Origin of the sequence: Streptomyces sp. NPDC006368 (genome assembly GCF_040612535.1) — a bacterium.
In the GTDB taxonomy this organism is placed as follows: Bacteria; Actinomycetota; Actinomycetes; order Streptomycetales; family Streptomycetaceae; genus Streptomyces.
Window position 1 is genome coordinate 219,057 of sequence record NZ_JBEXQK010000003.1, and the last position, 16,365, is coordinate 235,421.

14 protein-coding genes are annotated in these 16,365 nt (G+C 72.3%); 13 read left to right on the plus strand and 1 reads right to left on the minus strand.

Translation table 11 applies throughout. The features are described from left to right. Positions 1–151 precede the first annotated feature (151 nt). Together ABZZ38_RS04510 and ABZZ38_RS04515 are read left to right on the plus strand one after the other, a co-directional pair. A complete protein-coding gene (locus ABZZ38_RS04510; RefSeq protein WP_356735651.1) occupies positions 152–1,090 on the plus strand; it encodes a 5-dehydro-4-deoxyglucarate dehydratase in 939 nt (312 codons plus the stop codon). Beyond that, a complete protein-coding gene (locus tag ABZZ38_RS04515; RefSeq protein ID WP_356735653.1) occupies positions 1,087–2,268 on the plus strand; it encodes a hypothetical protein in 1,182 nt (393 codons plus the stop codon). Before ABZZ38_RS04510 ends, ABZZ38_RS04515 begins: the two co-directional genes overlap by 4 nt. On the opposite strand, the gene ABZZ38_RS04520 is transcribed toward ABZZ38_RS04515, so the two are convergent. Further along, positions 2,240–2,737: a hypothetical protein gene (locus tag ABZZ38_RS04520; protein ID WP_356735655.1), complete on the minus strand. Its 498-nt coding sequence runs from the start codon at positions 2,735–2,737 to the stop codon at positions 2,240–2,242. The genes ABZZ38_RS04515 and ABZZ38_RS04520 overlap by 29 nt on opposite strands. A 175-nt stretch (positions 2,738–2,912) precedes the next feature. On the opposite strand from ABZZ38_RS04520, the gene ABZZ38_RS04525 reads away from it, so the two are divergent. The 11 genes from ABZZ38_RS04525 (at position 2,913) to ABZZ38_RS04575 (ending at position 16,342) form a co-directional block, all read left to right on the plus strand. Beyond that, positions 2,913–3,551, plus strand: a complete 639-nt coding sequence (locus ABZZ38_RS04525) for a GntR family transcriptional regulator (protein ID WP_356735865.1) — start codon at positions 2,913–2,915, stop codon at positions 3,549–3,551. Positions 3,552–3,630: 79 nt separating this feature from the next. Next, positions 3,631–4,533, plus strand: a complete 903-nt coding sequence (locus ABZZ38_RS04530) for a dihydrodipicolinate synthase family protein (RefSeq protein WP_356735657.1) — start codon at positions 3,631–3,633, stop codon at positions 4,531–4,533. Then, positions 4,530–6,254: an L-arabinonate dehydratase gene (gene araD / locus ABZZ38_RS04535; RefSeq protein ID WP_356735659.1), complete on the plus strand. Its 1,725-nt coding sequence runs from the start codon at positions 4,530–4,532 to the stop codon at positions 6,252–6,254. The genes ABZZ38_RS04530 and araD overlap by 4 nt, the downstream gene beginning before the upstream one ends. 150 nt (positions 6,255–6,404) lie before the next feature. Next, on the plus strand, positions 6,405–7,343 hold the full coding sequence (locus tag ABZZ38_RS04540) for a sugar ABC transporter permease (protein ID WP_356735661.1): 939 nt from the start codon (positions 6,405–6,407) through the stop codon (positions 7,341–7,343). After that, positions 7,340–8,257 carry a carbohydrate ABC transporter permease gene (locus ABZZ38_RS04545; RefSeq protein WP_356735663.1) on the plus strand — a complete coding sequence of 306 codons (918 nt, stop codon included), beginning with the start codon at positions 7,340–7,342 and terminating at the stop codon, positions 8,255–8,257. The genes ABZZ38_RS04540 and ABZZ38_RS04545 overlap by 4 nt, the downstream gene beginning before the upstream one ends. A 6-nt stretch (positions 8,258–8,263) precedes the next feature. After that, the gene (locus ABZZ38_RS04550) at positions 8,264–9,406 is read left to right on the plus strand and encodes a Gfo/Idh/MocA family oxidoreductase (RefSeq protein ID WP_356735665.1); all 1,143 of its coding nucleotides are present in this window, start codon (positions 8,264–8,266) and stop codon (positions 9,404–9,406) included. After that, positions 9,403–10,293 (plus strand): PmoA family protein, encoded by an 891-nt coding sequence (locus ABZZ38_RS04555; RefSeq protein WP_356735667.1) that lies wholly within the window; start codon positions 9,403–9,405, stop codon positions 10,291–10,293. Before ABZZ38_RS04550 ends, ABZZ38_RS04555 begins: the two co-directional genes overlap by 4 nt. After that, a complete protein-coding gene (locus tag ABZZ38_RS04560; protein ID WP_356735669.1) occupies positions 10,290–11,861 on the plus strand; it encodes a family 43 glycosylhydrolase in 1,572 nt (523 codons plus the stop codon). The genes ABZZ38_RS04555 and ABZZ38_RS04560 overlap by 4 nt, the downstream gene beginning before the upstream one ends. 29 nt (positions 11,862–11,890) lie before the next feature. Beyond that, entirely contained in the window at positions 11,891–14,017 is a 2,127-nt protein-coding gene (locus tag ABZZ38_RS04565; RefSeq protein ID WP_356735671.1) for a pectinesterase family protein, read from the plus strand. Between the two features lie 16 nt (positions 14,018–14,033). After that, positions 14,034–15,377: a sugar ABC transporter substrate-binding protein gene (locus tag ABZZ38_RS04570; RefSeq protein ID WP_356735673.1), complete on the plus strand. Its 1,344-nt coding sequence runs from the start codon at positions 14,034–14,036 to the stop codon at positions 15,375–15,377. Positions 15,378–15,514: 137 nt separating this feature from the next. Beyond that, a complete protein-coding gene (locus ABZZ38_RS04575) occupies positions 15,515–16,342 on the plus strand; it encodes a rhamnogalacturonan acetylesterase (protein ID WP_356735867.1) in 828 nt (275 codons plus the stop codon). Positions 16,343–16,365: the final 23 nt, after the last annotated feature.

Sequence of the window (16,365 nt, forward strand, 5' to 3'; positions counted from 1 at the left end):
GGGGTGCCCGCCCTCCCAACTTCGCCTGTCAGTTGGGGTTTCCCGGCGAACGGCGCCTTGACCGGCTCCAAACGGCTGCCCTAGCGTGGGTCGGGTTCATAAATGTAGACGACAGTCAGATTCGTGCACGATGCTTGCTCAGGGAGCGCCCGTGACCTCTGCCCCGCTCGCCGGCCGGCTCGACGGCCTGCTGTTCTTCCCCGTCACCGCGTACGGACCGGACGGCGCGCTCGACCTCGACACGTTCCGCGCCCATGTGCGCGGTGGCATCGAGGCGGGGGCCGCCGCGGTCTTCGCCTGCTGCGGCACGGGCGAGTTCCACGCCCTCACCCCCGAGGAGTTCCAGGCCTGCGTCGCCGCGGCGGTCGAGGAGGCCGCCGGACGGGTCCCCGTGGTCGCGGGTGCCGGTTACGGCACCGCGCTCGCGATCCGGTACGCGCGCCTCGCCGAGGAGGCGGGCGCGGACGGGCTGCTCGCCATGCCGCCGTACCTCGTCGTCGCCGACCAGGAAGGGCTCCTGCGCCACTACACGGCGCTGGCTGGGGCCACCTCCCTCGATGTCATCGTCTACCAGCGCGACAACGCCGTGCTCACCCCCGGGACGGTCGTCGCGCTCGCCCGCGTCGACGGCGTCATCGGGCTGAAGGACGGACTCGGCGACCTGGACCTGATGCAGCGCATCGTCAGCGCCGTCCGCGCCGAAGGGCTCGACCTGCTGTACTTCAACGGCCTGCCGACCGCCGAGCTCACCGCCCTCGCCTACCGGGGCATCGGCGTGAGCCTCTACTCGTCGGCCGTCTTCTGCTTCGCCCCCGACCTGGCCCTCGCCTTCCACGCCGCCCTGAACAGCGGTGACGACGCGACCGCGAACCGGCTCATCGACGGCTTCTACCGGCCGCTCGTCGAACTGCGCGCCAAGGGGCAGGGGTACGCCGTCTCGCTCGTCAAGGCGGCGGTGCGGCTGGGCGGCCTGGACGTCGGCGAGGTGCGCCCGCCGCTCAGCGAGCCCGCCCCCGCCCACGTCGAGGAGCTCGCCGGGATCGTCGAACGCGGCCGTGCCCTGCTGGCGGACCCGGAGGGCGACCGGTGAGGGCCTCCGCGTTCGTCTACCCCTGGGACGTCATCGGTGACCCGGACGCCGCCTCCCGCATCGCCTCCCTCGGCGTCCGGCAGGTCACCCTCGCCTCCGCGTACCACTCCACCCGCGCCCTGACCCCGCGCCATCCGCGCCACCGCGTGGTCACCGCCGAGTACGCGGCCGTCCTCTACCCGCCGGAACCCGCACGGTGGACGGAGCGCGAACTTCGGCCGTACACCGCCGGGAACTGGGCCCCGGGCGACGCGTACGGCGCGGCGGCCGAGGCGCTGGAGGCGGCCGGACTGGAGGTCCACAGCTGGGTCGTCCTCGCGCACAGCTCCCGCCTCGGCGCCGAACACCCCGGCACGTCCGTGCTCAACGCCTACGGCGACCGCTATCCGTGGGCGCCCTGCGTCGCCCGCCCCGACGTGCGGGCGTACCTCGTCGACCTGGCCGCCGAAGCGGCGGTACGGCCCGGGGCGCACGGCACCGAGCTGGAGTCCTGCGGCTGGTACGGCATGGCCCACCTGCACGCCCACGACAAGATCGGCGGCGTCACCCTGGGGGACGCCGCGCAGTACCTGATGTCCCTGTGCTTCTGCGACGTGTGCCGCGACGGGTACGCGCGTGAGGGCCTGGACCCCGACGAGCTCGCCGCCGCCGTACGCCGCGCCCTGGGGCCCGTGTGGGCCGGTCGGGGCGGCCCGCCGGGCCCGGGATGGGCGGGTGTCGAGAAGCTGCTGGGCGCGGACCTCGCCGCGGCCACGCTCGCCTGGCGCACCCGGGCCGCCCGCACCCTCCAGGAGGCGGCCGTCGCGGCGGTCCGGGCGGCCGCCCACCCGGGCTTCCGGATCCTGCTGCACGCCGACCCGGCCGCGTACCGCACCGGCGCCAACGCGGGCGTGGACCCGGCGCACATCCTTGCCGTCGCGGACGGCGTCGTCCTGCCCTGCACGGGAGGCGGCGCGGAAGCGGTGCTCCCGCCGTTCGCCGCCCACGCGCGCGTGGACACCGTCCTGGCGGCCAACTTCACGGTGGTGACCGGCATGGGCGGCTCCCCGGGCACGCTCACCGCCGACGCCTCCCGCGCACGCGACCTGGGCGCCACCGAACTGCGCCTGTACCACGCCGGCCTGGCCTCCGACCCGGACCTGGAGGCGGTCACCGGGGCGCTGCGCGCCCTGGCGTGACCGCGCCCGGCCGCACCCGGCCGCTCCGCCCGAGCGCCGCCGCGGCCGGCCCCGGGGCCGCGAGCAGCGGCAGCAGGGTGTGTACGCCCACGACGGTGACCAGGACCGCGCCCACCCCCGGGAACGGGGCGTTCGGAGCACGAACAGCCCGCGAACAGCGGCCACACCCGCCCGGGCGGGTCACGAGCAGCAGGGCGGGCAGCAGCGCGGCCATGCCCGGGTTCGGCCGCACCAGCAGCGGCCGGCGCCGCGTCCGGTCGGCGGCCGCCCCCGGCGCCGGGCCCGCGAGGAGCGGCGCCCACAAGGCGAACACCGTCAGCGCGGCCAGGGCGTCCGGCCCCGTCAGGGATGTGCCCCAGACGCCCGCCACCAGCCACATTCCGGCCGAGCCGAAGCCGCAGACCACCACCCCGGTCGGGTACGGCCCCGCGCCGCGGTCCCGCAGGGCCCTCACCGCTCCGTACGTCATACGGCCGGCGTACGGGCCGAGGGGGCACGGCCGGACCGGGAACCCGCCCTGATCCGAACCCACTTGTTTTGTCAGAAGCGTTGACGTGCTCGGGCCACCGCCCTACCTTCATCGCGTCGTACTTCGTACGTCATATATGAGACGCGATACGCGAGATATGAGAGCAGCCACCCGTATGGCCTTCGCCGCCCCCATCCCGATTCCCTCCCGCACCCAGTACGTCCTGGAGGCGATCAAGCACGCGATCCTCACCGGGCGGTTCCCCCCCGGCAAGCCGCTGGTGGAGACGGAACTGGCCGCGCGGTACGGGGTGTCCAAGACGCCGGTACGGGAAGCGCTGAAGACCCTCGCCGGCACCGGGCTCGTCGTCATGAGCCAGTACAAGGGCGCCACCGTCCGCACCGTCGACGCCGCCATGGCGCGCGAGGTCTACGACGTGCGGCTGCTCCTCGAACCCGAGGCGCTGCGCCGTACGATCGGCCGCCGCGCGTCCCTTCAGGCCGCCGGACAGGCCCTGGACGACGCCGACGCCGCCGCCGACCAGGCGGAACGGTCCCTGGCCAACCGGGAGTTCCACCGCGCCCTGTACCTGCCGTGCGGCAACCCGCTGCTCGCCCGGATGCTCGACGAGGTGCGCGACCAGGCCGCGCTCGTCTCGACCGTCGCCTGGAGCGCCGAGCCGTCCTGGCAGCGCGAGGCGGACGAACACCGGCGGATCCTGGGCCTGGCCCTCGCCGGGGACGCGGACGGCGCCGCGTCGGCCCTGCACGGGCACATCGCCTCGTTCGTCGAGCGGGCCTTCCCGAGTCCGTGAACCCACGGCTCACGGAGTCCGGATTCCCCGGACCCTCCAGCTCCCCCGGACCCCTCCGAACACAGAAACGGACAGCCGCATGGACCACTCAACGCTGAGGGCGGCGCTCGCAGACGTCGTCGCGATCCCCGTGACACCGTTCGACGCCGACGGCGGCGTCGACCGTGCCACGTATCGCGCCCTGCTGCGCAGGCTGCTCGACGGCGGCGTACGGGCGGTCACCCCGAACGGCAACACCGGCGAGTTCTACGCCCTCACCCCCGAAGAGCGGCGCCTGGTCACCGAACTGACCCTGGAGGACACCGGTGACCGCGCCGCCGTCCTCGTCGGCGTCGGACACGACCTGGCCACGGCCACGGCCGCCGCCCGGCACGCGCGCGACGCGGGCGCCGGCATGGTGATGGTCCACCAGCCGGTCCACCCCTACGTCTCGCGGGACGGCTGGGTCGACTACCACCGCGCCATCGCCGACGCCGTACCGGAGCTCGGTGTCGTCCCCTACGTCCGCAACCCCCTCCTCGACGGCGCCACCATCGCCCGCCTCGGCGAGCTGTGCCCCAACGTCATCGGCGTCAAGTACGCCGTGCCCGACGCCGCCCACTTCGGCGCCGTCGCCCGTGACGCCGGGCTGGACCGGTTCGTATGGATCGCCGGGCTCGCCGAGCTGTACGCGCCCGCCTACTGGGCCATGGGCGCCACCGGCTTCACCTCCGGGCTCGTCAACGTCTCCCCGGCGGTCTCCCTCGCCATGCTCGACGCGCTGCGCGCCGGGGACTACCAGGGGGCCACGAAGGTGTGGGAGCGGATCCGCCCCTTCGAGGAGCTGCGCGCCGCCGACCAGGCCGCCGACAACGTCACCGTCGTCAAGGAGGCGCTGGACGCGCTCGGCCTGTGCCGCCGCGACGTACGCCCGCCGAGCCGCCTGCTGCCGGAGGCGCGGCGCGCCGAGGTCGCCGAGATGGTCGAGGACTGGGAGATATGAAGCCGGAAGACCTCCGCAGCCACCAGTGGTACGGCAGCGATATTTCGTCGGGGCTGCGCTCCTTCAGCCACCGCGCCCGCACCCGGCAGCTCGGCTACCTCCCCGAGGAGCATCTCGGCAAGCCGGTCATCGCGATCCTCAACACCTGGTCCGACATCAACCCCTGCCACGTCCATCTGCGTGACCGTGCCCAGGCCGTGAAGCGGGGCGTGTGGCAGGCCGGCGGCTTCCCCCTGGAATTCCCGGTCTCCACCCTCTCCGAGACCTTCCAGAAGCCCACCCCCATGCTCTACCGCAACCTCCTCGCCATGGAGACGGAGGAGCTGCTCCGCTCCTACCCGGTGGACGGGGCCGTGCTGATGGGCGGCTGCGACAAGTCGACACCCGCGCTGCTGATGGGCGCCGCCTCCGCCGACCTGCCGGCCGTCTTCGTACCGGCCGGGCCGATGCTGCCGGGCCACTGGCGCGGCGAAGTCCTCGGCTCCGGCACGGACATGTGGAAGTACTGGGACGACAAGCGCGCCGGCCTCATCGGCGACTGCGAGATGGCGGAGCTGGAGAGCGGTCTGGCCCGCTCGCCCGGCCACTGCATGACCATGGGCACCGCCTCCACCCTGACGGCCGCCGCCGAGGCCCTGGGCGTCACCATGCCGGGTGCCTCCTCCATCCCCGCCGTCGACTCCGGGCACGACCGCATGGCCGCCGCCTCCGGGATGCGGATCGTGGAACTCGTCCGCCAGGACCTGAGGCTGTCCCGCGTCCTCACCAGGGAGGCGTACGAGGACGCCGTGACGACCGTCCTCGGGCTCGGCGGCTCCACCAACGCGGTGATCCACCTCATCGCCATGGCGGGACGCTCCGGCGTCACCCTCACGCTCGACGACTTCGACCGGATCGCCCGGACCGTGCCGGTGCTCGCCAACCTCCGCCCCGGCGGGCGGTACCTCATGGAGGAGTTCCACTTCGCCGGCGGAGTGCCCGGCTTCCTCTCGCGCCTGACCGACCTGCTCCACCTCGACCGGCCGACCGTCGCCCACACCACGCTGCGCGAACAGCTCGCCGGGGCGCTGGTGCACGACGACGACGTGATCCGGCCGCGCCACAACCCGCTGGCCGAGGAAGGCGGCGTCGCCGTCCTGCGCGGCAACCTGTGCCCCGACGGCGCGGTCATCAAGCACATCGCCGCCGAGCCGCACCTGCTCAAGCACACCGGCCCGGCCGTCGTCTTCGACGACTACCGGACCATGCAGCGCACGATCAACGACCCGTCCCTCGGCATCACCCCCGACCATGTGCTCGTGTTGCGCAACGCCGGGCCCAAGGGCGGTCCGGGCATGCCGGAGTACGGCATGCTGCCCCTCCCCGACCACCTGCTCCGGCAGGGCGTGCGGGACATGGTGCGGATCTCCGACGCCCGGATGAGCGGCACCAGTTACGGCACGTGCGTCCTGCACGTCGCGCCCGAGTCGTACGTCGGCGGGCCCCTGGCCCTCGTCCGCACCGGTGACCTCATCACTCTCGACGTCGAGGCGCGCACCCTGCACCTCCACGTGGCGGACGCGGAGCTGGAGCGGCGCAGGGCGGAGTGGACCCCGCCACCGGAACGGTACGGGCGCGGCTACGGCGCGCTCTACAGCGAGCACATCACGCAGGCCGACACCGGCTGCGACTTCGAGTTCCTGGCCAGGGCCGGTGAGGTGCCGGACCCCTACGCGGGCTGAACCGCACCCCACCGAACCCCACGCCGCTGAACGGGACACCGCGCGTTCGGGATGCCGAACGGCATCCGGTAAGCGCTTCATGTGCGTCCCGCACGCCCACCACGCACGTCCCGCACGCAACGCTCTGAACGCTCTGAACGGAGACATGTCATGGCCCAAGCCGCAGCCGTGGCGAAAAAGCCCGGGGCAGCCCGGCGCCGCACGGGAGCCGTGGCGCAACCACGCCGTCTGCCGTACCTGCTGATCGCGCCCGCCGGTCTGCTGATGCTCGGCTTCATCGCCTACCCGGTCCTCAGCGTCTTCTACTACAGCCTGCAGCACTACAACGTCACCAAGCCGTGGAAGAACGGTTTCGCCGGCCTGGACAACTTCACCCGCATCTTCACCGAGGACCCGCTCTTCTGGTCCACGCTCGGCTTCAGCGCCAAGTGGGTCGTCGTCCAGGTGGGGCTGCAACTCGCCCTCGGGCTCGTCCTGGCGCTGCTGGTCAACCAGACCTTCGTCGGCCGGGCCGTCGCCCGCGCCCTGGTCTTCTCGCCGTGGGCCGTCTCCGGCGTCCTCACCACCACCATCTGGATGCTGCTCTACAACCCCTCCACGGGCATGAGCCGCTACCTCGCCGACGCCGGCATCGGCTCGTACGGCACCTCCGTGCTGTCCGACACCGGCACCGTGTTCTGGGCGGCCGTCGTCGCCGAACTCTGGCGCGGGGTCCCCTTCTTCGCGATCCTCATCCTCGCCGACCTCCAGTCCATCCCGAGGGACCTGTACGAGGCGGCCTCGGTCGACGGGGCGGGCCGGCTCCGGCAGTTCCTCCACATCACCCTGCCGCACCTCAAGGACGCGATCATCCTGTCCACGCTGCTGCGCGGCGTCTGGGAGTTCAACAACGTCGACCTGCTCTACACGCTCACCGGCGGCGGCCCGGCCGGGGTCACCACGACCCTTCCCCTGATGATCGCCAACACCGGCATCGAGGGCCACGACTTCGGCTACGCCTCCGCGCTGACGACCGTCGCGTTCGTGATCCTCCTCTTCTGCTCGATCCTCTATCTGCGCCTGAGCAAGTTCGGAGGCGACCGCTCATGACCGCCGCTCTCGCCGAAAAGGGCACCCACGCGCGCGTGCCCACGGCCACCGACCGCCACCCGGCTCCACCGGCCGGGACCCGCCGCCCCAAGCGGGAACGCGCCTTCGACGACGTACCGCGGTGGCAGATCTACCTCCCGCTCGGGCTGTACCTGCTCTTCACGCTCGTCCCCTTCTACTGGATGCTGCTGTTCGCCCTGCGCCCCGCCGGGTCGACGTCCCTCGTGCCGTGGCCCCTGACGTTCGAGCACTTCGAGAAGGTCTGGAACGAACGCAGCTTCGGGATCTTCTTCCAGAACAGCATGATCGTCGGTGTCGTCACCCTGGTGACGACGACGGTCGTGGCCCTGTCCGGCGGGTACGCGCTGGCGCGGTTCACCTTCCGCGTCAAGAACGCCTTCATGCTGGCGCTGCTGTGCTCCCAGTTCATCCCCGGCGCGCTGATGCTCGTGCCGCTGTTCGAGATCTTCCGCAACATGCGGATGATCAATTCGCTGGGCAGCGTCATCATCGCCGAGACCGTCTTCCAGCTCCCCCTGTCGATCATCCTCATCAGCGGCTTCATCAAGAACGTACCGGTCTCCCTGGAGGAGGCCGCCTGGGTGGACGGCTGCTCCCGCTTCCGCGCCTTCCGCGCGGTGGTCCTGCCGCTGCTGCGGCCCGGGCTCATCGCGGTCGGCTCCTTCGCCTTCGTGCACAGCTGGAACCACTTCCTCTTCGCCCTGATGTTCCTGAGCGAGCAGGACAAGCAGACGATCCCCGTCGGCCTCAACACCCTCATCGGCGCGGACAGCGTCGACCTCGGAGCGCTCGCGGCGGGCGGTGTCGTGGCGGCCGTACCGGTGGTGATCGTCTTCGCCTTCATCCAGAAGTGGCTGATCACGGGCTTCAGTGCCGGTGCGGTGAAGGGCTGAGCACGGATGAAGACCCCCATCCCCGTCGTCCTCGCGGGCGCCCGTGGCCACGGCCGCTGGCACCTGCACAACATCCACCGCCTGGAGCGGGCGGGCCTCGTGCGCCTGGCGGGCGTCTGCGAGCTGAGGCCCCTCGACGAGCGGGAGCTCGACGGCTTCGCCCCACCCGGCCGGGCGGCGACCGGACCGCTGCTCCAGTCCGCCGACTTCGGCGCCCTCCTGGACGCCACCGGCGCCGGCGTCGCCGTCATCTGCACCCCCATCGACACCCACACCGAGCTCGCCCTCGCCGCCGCCCGGCGCGGGACGCACATCCTGCTGGAGAAGCCGCCCGCCCCGTCGTTCGCGGAGTTCCGGCGGATGGCCGACGGGGTTCGGGAGGCCGGCACCGTCTGCCAGATCGGTTTCCAGTCGCTCGGCTCCCACGCCCTGCCCGCCATCGCCGCACTCGTGGCGGACGGCACCATCGGCGACATCCTGGGCATCGGCGCCGCCGGCGCCTGGGCCCGGGACGAGGCGTACTTCCGCCGCTCCCCGTGGGCGGGGAAGCGGCGCCTGGGCGACACGGACGTGGTCGACGGGGTGCTCACCAACCCGCTCGCCCACGCCGTCGCGACCGCCCTCGCGCTGGACGGCAGCCAGCACGCCGATGACGTCACCGACATCGAACTGGAGCTCGCCCGCGCCAACGACATCGAGGCCGACGACACCAGCTGCGTACGCGTCACCACGGCACGCGGCACCCGCGTCACCGTCGCCGTGACGCTCTGCGCCGAGGAACCCGGCGAGCCGTACGTCATGGTCCACGGCAGCCACGGCCGCATCACCCTCTGGTACAAGCAGGACCGCGTCCTCGTGCAGCGCGCCGGACACGGCCCCGCCGAGACCGTCCACGGCCGCACCGACCTGCTGGAGAACCTCGTCGCCCACCTGACGCAGGGCGCGGAGCTCCTCGTACCGCCGCACCGCACGGGAGCGTTCATGCGGCTCGTCGAGGCCGTGCGCACCGCCCCCGAGCCACGGCACCTGCCCCCGGGCAGCTGGTACGCGCAGGACGGCCGCCGGGTGGTGAAGGGCATCGACGGCCTCGTCCACGCGAGCGCGCACACCCTCTCCCTCTTCTCCGAGCTGGAGGCGACTCCCCGATGAAACCCCCGTCGAAGCCGACGAAGCACCCGACGACCACTGCCGCCACGACCTCCCCGACGGCCCTGGTCCTTCGCTGCGCGGGCCGCGCCGTCGGCCGCTACCACTACCGCCCCGCCCTCGCCCCGGACCTCTCCCCCCGCCCGTACCTCCACCCCGTCACCACCCTCAGGGGCACCCCCGTCACCGAGGAGCGGCCCGACGACCACCTCCACCACCTCGGCGTCTCGGTCGCCGTGCCCGACGTCGCGGGGATCAACTTCTGGGGCGGGCGCACCTTCGTACGCGACCGGGGGCCCACCCCGCTCGACAACCACGGCGAGCAGCGCCACCAGGACTGGAAGCTGCGGGACCCCGACGGCTTCGTCGAGGACCTGTCCTGGAGCAGCGGCGGACACGAGCTGCTGCGCGAGCGCCGCACCGTCGCCGCCACCGAACTGACCGACACGGCCTGGGCGCTGGACTTCACCTACTCGCTTACCAACCGGGGGACGGAAGACCTCTCCATAGGGTCCCCGGCCACCAACGGCCGCCCGGGAGCCGGTTACGGAGGCTTCTTCTGGCGCGCGCCCAGGGCGGCCACCCCGCCCACCGTCCACACGGCGGACGCGGAGGGTGAGAGCTCCGTGCACGGCCGCACCGCCCCGTGGCTCGCGCTCACCGGACCCGACTGGACGCTCGTGTTCGCCGGAGCGACCGAGGAGACGCGGAAGGACCCCTGGTTCGTGCGCACCGAGGAGTACCCGGGCGTCGGCTCCTCCCTGGCCTGGGACACCAGGCTGCCGTTCCCCGCCGGCGCGACCGTCGTACGCCGTGTGGTGACGGTCGTCGCCGACGGCGCCCTCGAGCGGGCCGAGGCCGCCGCCCTCGTCCGGAAGGCCCTGTCATGACACCGGTATGGACAGCGGATCTCGGCGACGGGACCTACCGCAACCCGGTCCTCAACGCCGACTGGTCCGACCCCGACGTCATCGCCGTCGGCCAGGACTTCTACCTGACCGCCTCCAGCTTCGGCCGCGCCCCCGGGCTGCCCCTGCTGCACTCCCGCGACCTGGTCAACTGGTCACTCATCGGGCACGCGCTCGAACGGCTGTCGCCCGCCCCGGAGTTCGCCGCGCCCCGCCACGACCGGGGCGTGTGGGCGCCCTCCCTGCGGTACGCCGACGGACGCTTCTGGATCTTCTGGGGAGACCCCGACCACGGGATCCAGCAGATCAACGCCGAGCGGATACGCGGGCCCTGGAGCGAACCCCACCTGCTGAAGGCGGGCAGGGGGCTGATCGACGCCTGCCCCCTGTGGGACGAGGAGACCGGCGAGGCGTACCTGGTGCACGCCTGGGCCAAGTCCCGGTCCGGGGTGAAGAACCGGCTCACCGGCCACCGGATGAGCCGCGACGGCCGCACCCTGCTGGACGAGGGCAAGGTGATCATCGACGGGGACCGGATCCCGGGCTGGTTCACCCTGGAGGGGCCCAAGCTGTACCGGCGCGACGGCTGGTTCTGGATCCTCGCCCCGGCCGGGGGAGTGGAGACGGGCTGGCAGGGCGCCTTCCGCTCACGGGACTTCTTCGGCCCGTACGAGGAGAAGGTCGTCCTCGCGCAGGGCCGCACCGACGTCAACGGCCCCCACCAGGGCGGCTGGGTGCGCACCCCGGCGGGGGAGGACTGGTTCCTGCACTTCCAGGCGCGCGGCCCCTACGGCCGGGTCGTCCACCTCCAGCCGATGGCCTGGGGAGCGGACGGCTGGCCGGTGCTCGGCGACGCGGGCGAGCCGGTCCGCGTCCACCGCAAGCCGGCCGGGCCGCCGCAGCCCGTCGAGGCGCCGGCGACCGACGACGCCTTCCCGGGCGGGCGCCACGGGCGGCAGTGGCAGTGGACGGCGAACCCTCCCCCGAGCCCTGGGCCTCGCTCGAACAGGGAGGACCCCCATGCCGGGTGGACCGTCGAGCACGGCGGCGACGGGCTGCGCCTGGCGTGCGTCCGGACGGCCGACACCCACGACCTGCGCCTGCTGCCGAACGTGCTGACCCAGCGGTTGCCCGCCGAGACGTTCACCGCCGAGGTGACGCTCGCCCTGGAGTCCACCGAGCCGGGCGCCCGCGCGGGGCTCGCCGTCCTGGGCGACGCCTACTGCTGGATCGGGCTGCGGCGGGCGGCGGACGGACGGGTGGAGCTCGTCCACCGGTTCGCCGAGACGGTCGCCGAGCGGGAGCGGGACGCGGCGCACGCGCGCGTGGCGCCCGCCCCGGACGGGCGGGTGCGGCTGGGCGTCGAGGTGTCGACGGGCGCCCGCTGCCGGTTCTCGTACGACACGGGGGACGGGTGGCAGCCGTCGGGACCGGTCTTCGCCGCCACGCCCTGGCGCTGGGTCGGGGCGCTGCTCGGCCTGTTCGCGGTGGCGCCCGAGGGACAGGGCGGCGCGGGGACGGCCATGTTCACCGACTTCCGGATCCACTGACCGTTTTCGATCGTCTGTTGGGAGCCGCAATGCCCTACCCGAACAGCAAGCGCTTGCCGGGCGGAGTCCTGGCCGCCGTCACCGGCCTCGTGGCCGCCCTCACCCTCGGCGCCGTCACCCCTGCCGAGGGTGCGCCGGCCGCCTCCGTCTCCGTGCCGGCCGCCCCCGTCTCCGCGCCGGCCGTTCCCGGACCTCCACCGGCCGCCCCCGTGTCCGGCGCCGCCCCGGTGTCGGACGGGTCCGACCCCGTCGCACTGTCCGACCCCGCGCCCGCCTCCCGGCCGCAGCGGAACCGCGCCCCCTGGGCCGAGGAGCCGCACGGCTTCGCCTCCCTCGCCGGCGGCACCACCGGCGGCAGGGGCGGCAAGGTCGTCACCGTCCGCACCCAGGCCGACCTGGCGGCCTACGCGGGGGCCGCCGAGCCCTACGTCATCCGCGTCGCGGGCACGATCGACGTCGAGCCCTTCGGCTCCTCGATCACCGTCGCCTCGGACAAGACCATCATCGGCGTCGGCGCGAGCGCCGAGATCGTCCACGGCGAGCTTCAGCTCAAGCCCGGCACGCACAACGTCATCATCCGCAACCTCACCATCCGCGACTCGTACGTCGAGGGCGACTGGGACGGCAAGACCACCGATTTCGACGCCATCCAGATGGACTCCGTCCACCACGTCTGGATCGATCACAACCGCTTCACGCACATGGGCGACGGACTGCTGGACGTCCGCAAGGACAGCCAGTACATCACCGTCTCGTACAACCGCTTCGACCACCACAACAAGGCCTTCGGGATCGGCTGGACGGACAACCTGACCACGCAGATCACCATCGACCACAACTGGTTCAGCGGCACCAAGCAGCGCAACCCGTCGGCCGACAACTGCGCCTACGCCCACCTCTACAACAACTACCTGTCCGCGCACGTCGCGGACGGCGACACGGTCTGGTCGTACGGCAACTGGGCGCGCGGCCGGACCCGGATGGTGATCGAGAACAGCTACTACCGGGACGTCCAGCACCCCTACCAGGCGGACGCCACCGCCCAGTTGGTGGAGCGCGGCTCCATTCTGCGGGGCACGACCGGCCGTCACGACGAGTGGGGCACCGCCTTCGACCCGCGCGCCTTCTACGCCTACCGGCTGGACCCGGCCGCCGCCGTTCCCGCCCTGGTCACCCGCTTCTCCGGCCCGCAGAAGAACCTCGGCGCCGGCACCGTGCTCGACGTGCCCGCCGCGTACCCCACCGTCCAGTCGGCGATCGACGCCGTACCGGCCGGGAACGACGGGCTCGTCACCGTAAGGATCGCTCCCGGGACGTACCGCGAGAAGGTCCGCGTCCCCGCCGACAAGCCCAGGATCGCCCTGGAGGGCACGGGCGAGGACCGGTCGCGGACCGTGATCGTGTACGACACGCCGAACGCGTACGGCGGGTCCTCCGGCAGCGCCACCGTCCTGATCGCCGCGTCCGACGTCTCCGCCCGCAACCTCACCTTCGTCAACGACTTCGACGAGGCGGCCGTCGAGCTCAGCGCCGAGCAGGCGCTGGCGATGAAGACCACGGGTGACCGGATCGTCTTCGAGAACACCGCCTTCAAGGGCAACCAGGACACCCTGATGACCGACAGCCCGAAGCTGGACGTCATCAGCCGCGTCTACATCCGCGACGCGTACATCGAGGGCGACGTCGACTTCGTCTACGGCCGGGCCACCACCGTCATCGACCGCTCACTGATCAGGGCGCTGAGCCGTGGCTCCGCCACGAACAACGGCTACATCACCGCGGCCAGTACGTGGAAGGACAACCCGTACGGCTTCCTGATCACCCGTTCACGGGTCGTCAGCGACGCCCCGGCCGGCTCCTTCCACCTCGGCCGTCCCTGGCACCCGGGCGGCAACCCGGACGCCGTCGCGCAGGTGCTCTTCCGGGACACCGAGCTGCCCGCCGCGATCAAGGCATCCCCGTGGACCGACATGAGCGGCTTCTCGTGGAAGGACGCCCGCTTCAGCGAGTACCGCACCTACGGGCCCGGCGCGGCCGTCACCGCCGACCGCCCGCAGATGTCCGACGCCGACGCCGCCCGCCACGAGGTCGCCGACTACCTCGCCGGCCGGGACGGCTGGGCCCCGCACGACTCCCGCACCACCCGCACGCACTGAGAGAGAAGAGCCGACCATGAGCAACACCCCACAGGTCCCCGGACGGCGCCGTACGACAGCGGCCGTGTCCCTGGCGGCGGTGCTCGCCCTCACCGCCACCGCGTGCGGTGACGACGGCACCGGAGGCAGCGGCGACGAGGGATCGGGCAAGGGCACCATCACCTTCTGGGACAACAACGGCGGCGTGCGCACCGCCGTCTGGCAGGAGATCATCAAGGACTTCGAGGCGAAGAACCCCGGCATCAAGGTGAAGTACGTCCCCATCCCCAGCGAGGACGTGCAGTCGAAGTACGACACCGCCATCGCGGGCGGCGGCCTGCCGGACGTCGGAGGCGTCGGCGCCGCGTACCTGGCCAACATGGTCGCCCAGAACGCCCTGGACCCGGTCGGCGACCGCATCAAGGACTCCGGCCTCGACGGCAAGCTGGTCCCCACGATGGTCGACTCGGTCAAGTCCGCCGGCGGCCGGGCCGACGAGATGTACTCCGTGCCGACCTCCGCCAGCAACGGCACGCTCTACTACCGCACCGACCTGTTCCGGGCGGCGGGCCTGGAACCCCCCACCACCTGGGAGAAGTTCTACACGGCGGCCGAGAAGCTCACCGACGCCGACAACAACAGGTTCGGCTACACCATCCGGGGCGGGGCGGGGTCCATCGCGCAGGCGCTGGACGCCATGTACGGCCAGTCCGGCATCACGTCCTTCTGGAACGGCGAGAAGACGACGGTCAACGACCCGAGGAACGTCGCCGCGCTGGAGAAGTACGTCGGGCTGTACAAGAAGACGACGCCGGCCGCGGACGTCAACAACGACTTCAAGAAGATGGTCGCCCAGTTCGACACCGGCTCCATCGGCATGCTGAGCCACAACCTCGGCTCCTACACCGACCATGTGAAGTCGCTCGGCAAGGACAAGTTCGCCGGTATCCCCAACCCGGTCGGGCCGGACGGCAAGCGCGTGCAGGTCTCCAACCCGGTGGACGGGCTCGGTCTCTTCAGGACCGGCAAGAACAAGGCCGCCGCCTGGAAGTTCATCGAGTTCGCCGTCTCGCACGAGTCCAACAGCAAATGGAACGCGTCGGCGGGTGCCATCCCGGCCAACAAGGACGCGCAGGCCGACCCGTGGCTGCGGGCGGCGGAGGCGACCAAGCTGGGCGCGCAGGCCCTCACCGACGGATCCACCAGGATCGTGGAGCTGCCGTACTTCCTGCCCGACTGGAACAAGATCAGCAAGGCCGACAACGAGCCGAACTTCCAGAAGGTCCTGCTCGGTCAGATGACCCCCAAGGCGTTCCTGGACACCGTCGCGGAGCAGCTCAACACCGCCCGTGCCGAATGGAACGAGCAGAACAAGGGCTGACCTCTTCCCGAACCGGCCGGCGGCGGCCTGACGTCGCGCCCCGCCGCCGGCCCCCTCTCCCTCTCCCCACCCTTGTCCCTCCCACCCTTCTTCCTCTTCCCTCTTCCCTCTTCCGTACGAGAGTGAGGCACGCTTCCGTGTCCCTGAGCCGCAGACAGACCGTGGCGGCGGCCCTCGCCGCCCTCCCCCTGGTGCCGGCCGCCGCGGCCTCACCCGCGGCGGCCGGCGCCGGCACCCGGCGTACGCTCCACATCGCCGGTGACTCCACCGCCGCGCGGAAGTACGCCGACGCCGCCCCGGAGACGGGATGGGGGATGGCCCTGCCGTTCTTCCTCACCCCCGGCATCCGCGTCGCCAACCACGCCGTCAACGGCCGCAGTTCGAAGAGCTTCATCGACGAGGGCCGACTCGCCGCCGTGCTCGACGCGCTCCGCCCCGGGGACGACCTCCTGATCCAGTTCGGGCACAACGACCAGAAGGCCGCCGACCCCACCCGTTACACCGAGCCGTGGACGTCCTACCGGGACCACTTGCGCCAGTACGTGGCGGGTGCCAGGGCGCGCCGGGCGCGGCCCGTGCTGCTGACCTCCGTCGAGCGGCGGAGGTTCGACGCCTCGGGCAGCGCCGTCCCGACGCACGGGGAGTACCCGGCGGCGATGCGGGCGCTGGCCGCCGAGGAGGGGGTCGTTCTCGTCGACGTACAGGCGGCGAGCCTCGCCGAGTGGCACAGGCTCGGGCCCGAGCCGTCCAAGGCGTACTTCCTGTGGCTCGCGCCGGGCGAGTCGCCGAACCACCCCGACGGCGAGCAGGACAACACCCACTTCCGGCCGCGCGGCGCCATCGAGGTGGCGCGGCTGGTGGCGGCGGGGCTGCGGCGCGCCGGGGTGCTGCGCCCGCGTGACGTACGGCGGCTGGAGGACCCCGTCCCCGCCGAGTGGATCACCTGGCCGCCCGCCACCGGCTGACCGCTCGCCACCGGAGCAGCCCC

Coding starts and splice junctions, on each gene's coding strand:
- ABZZ38_RS04520 (WP_356735655.1), bottom strand. CDS start 2,737: ATGACGTACGGAGCGGTGAGGGCCCTGCGGGACCGCGGCGCGGGGCCG.
- ABZZ38_RS04525 (WP_356735865.1), top strand. CDS start 2,913: ATGGCCTTCGCCGCCCCCATCCCGATTCCCTCCCGCACCCAGTACGTC.
- ABZZ38_RS04530 (WP_356735657.1), top strand. CDS start 3,631: ATGGACCACTCAACGCTGAGGGCGGCGCTCGCAGACGTCGTCGCGATC.
- araD (WP_356735659.1), top strand. CDS start 4,530: ATGAAGCCGGAAGACCTCCGCAGCCACCAGTGGTACGGCAGCGATATT.
- ABZZ38_RS04540 (WP_356735661.1), top strand. CDS start 6,405: ATGGCCCAAGCCGCAGCCGTGGCGAAAAAGCCCGGGGCAGCCCGGCGC.
- ABZZ38_RS04545 (WP_356735663.1), top strand. CDS start 7,340: ATGACCGCCGCTCTCGCCGAAAAGGGCACCCACGCGCGCGTGCCCACG.
- ABZZ38_RS04550 (WP_356735665.1), top strand. CDS start 8,264: ATGAAGACCCCCATCCCCGTCGTCCTCGCGGGCGCCCGTGGCCACGGC.
- ABZZ38_RS04555 (WP_356735667.1), top strand. CDS start 9,403: ATGAAACCCCCGTCGAAGCCGACGAAGCACCCGACGACCACTGCCGCC.
- ABZZ38_RS04560 (WP_356735669.1), top strand. CDS start 10,290: ATGACACCGGTATGGACAGCGGATCTCGGCGACGGGACCTACCGCAAC.
- ABZZ38_RS04565 (WP_356735671.1), top strand. CDS start 11,891: ATGCCCTACCCGAACAGCAAGCGCTTGCCGGGCGGAGTCCTGGCCGCC.
- ABZZ38_RS04570 (WP_356735673.1), top strand. CDS start 14,034: ATGAGCAACACCCCACAGGTCCCCGGACGGCGCCGTACGACAGCGGCC.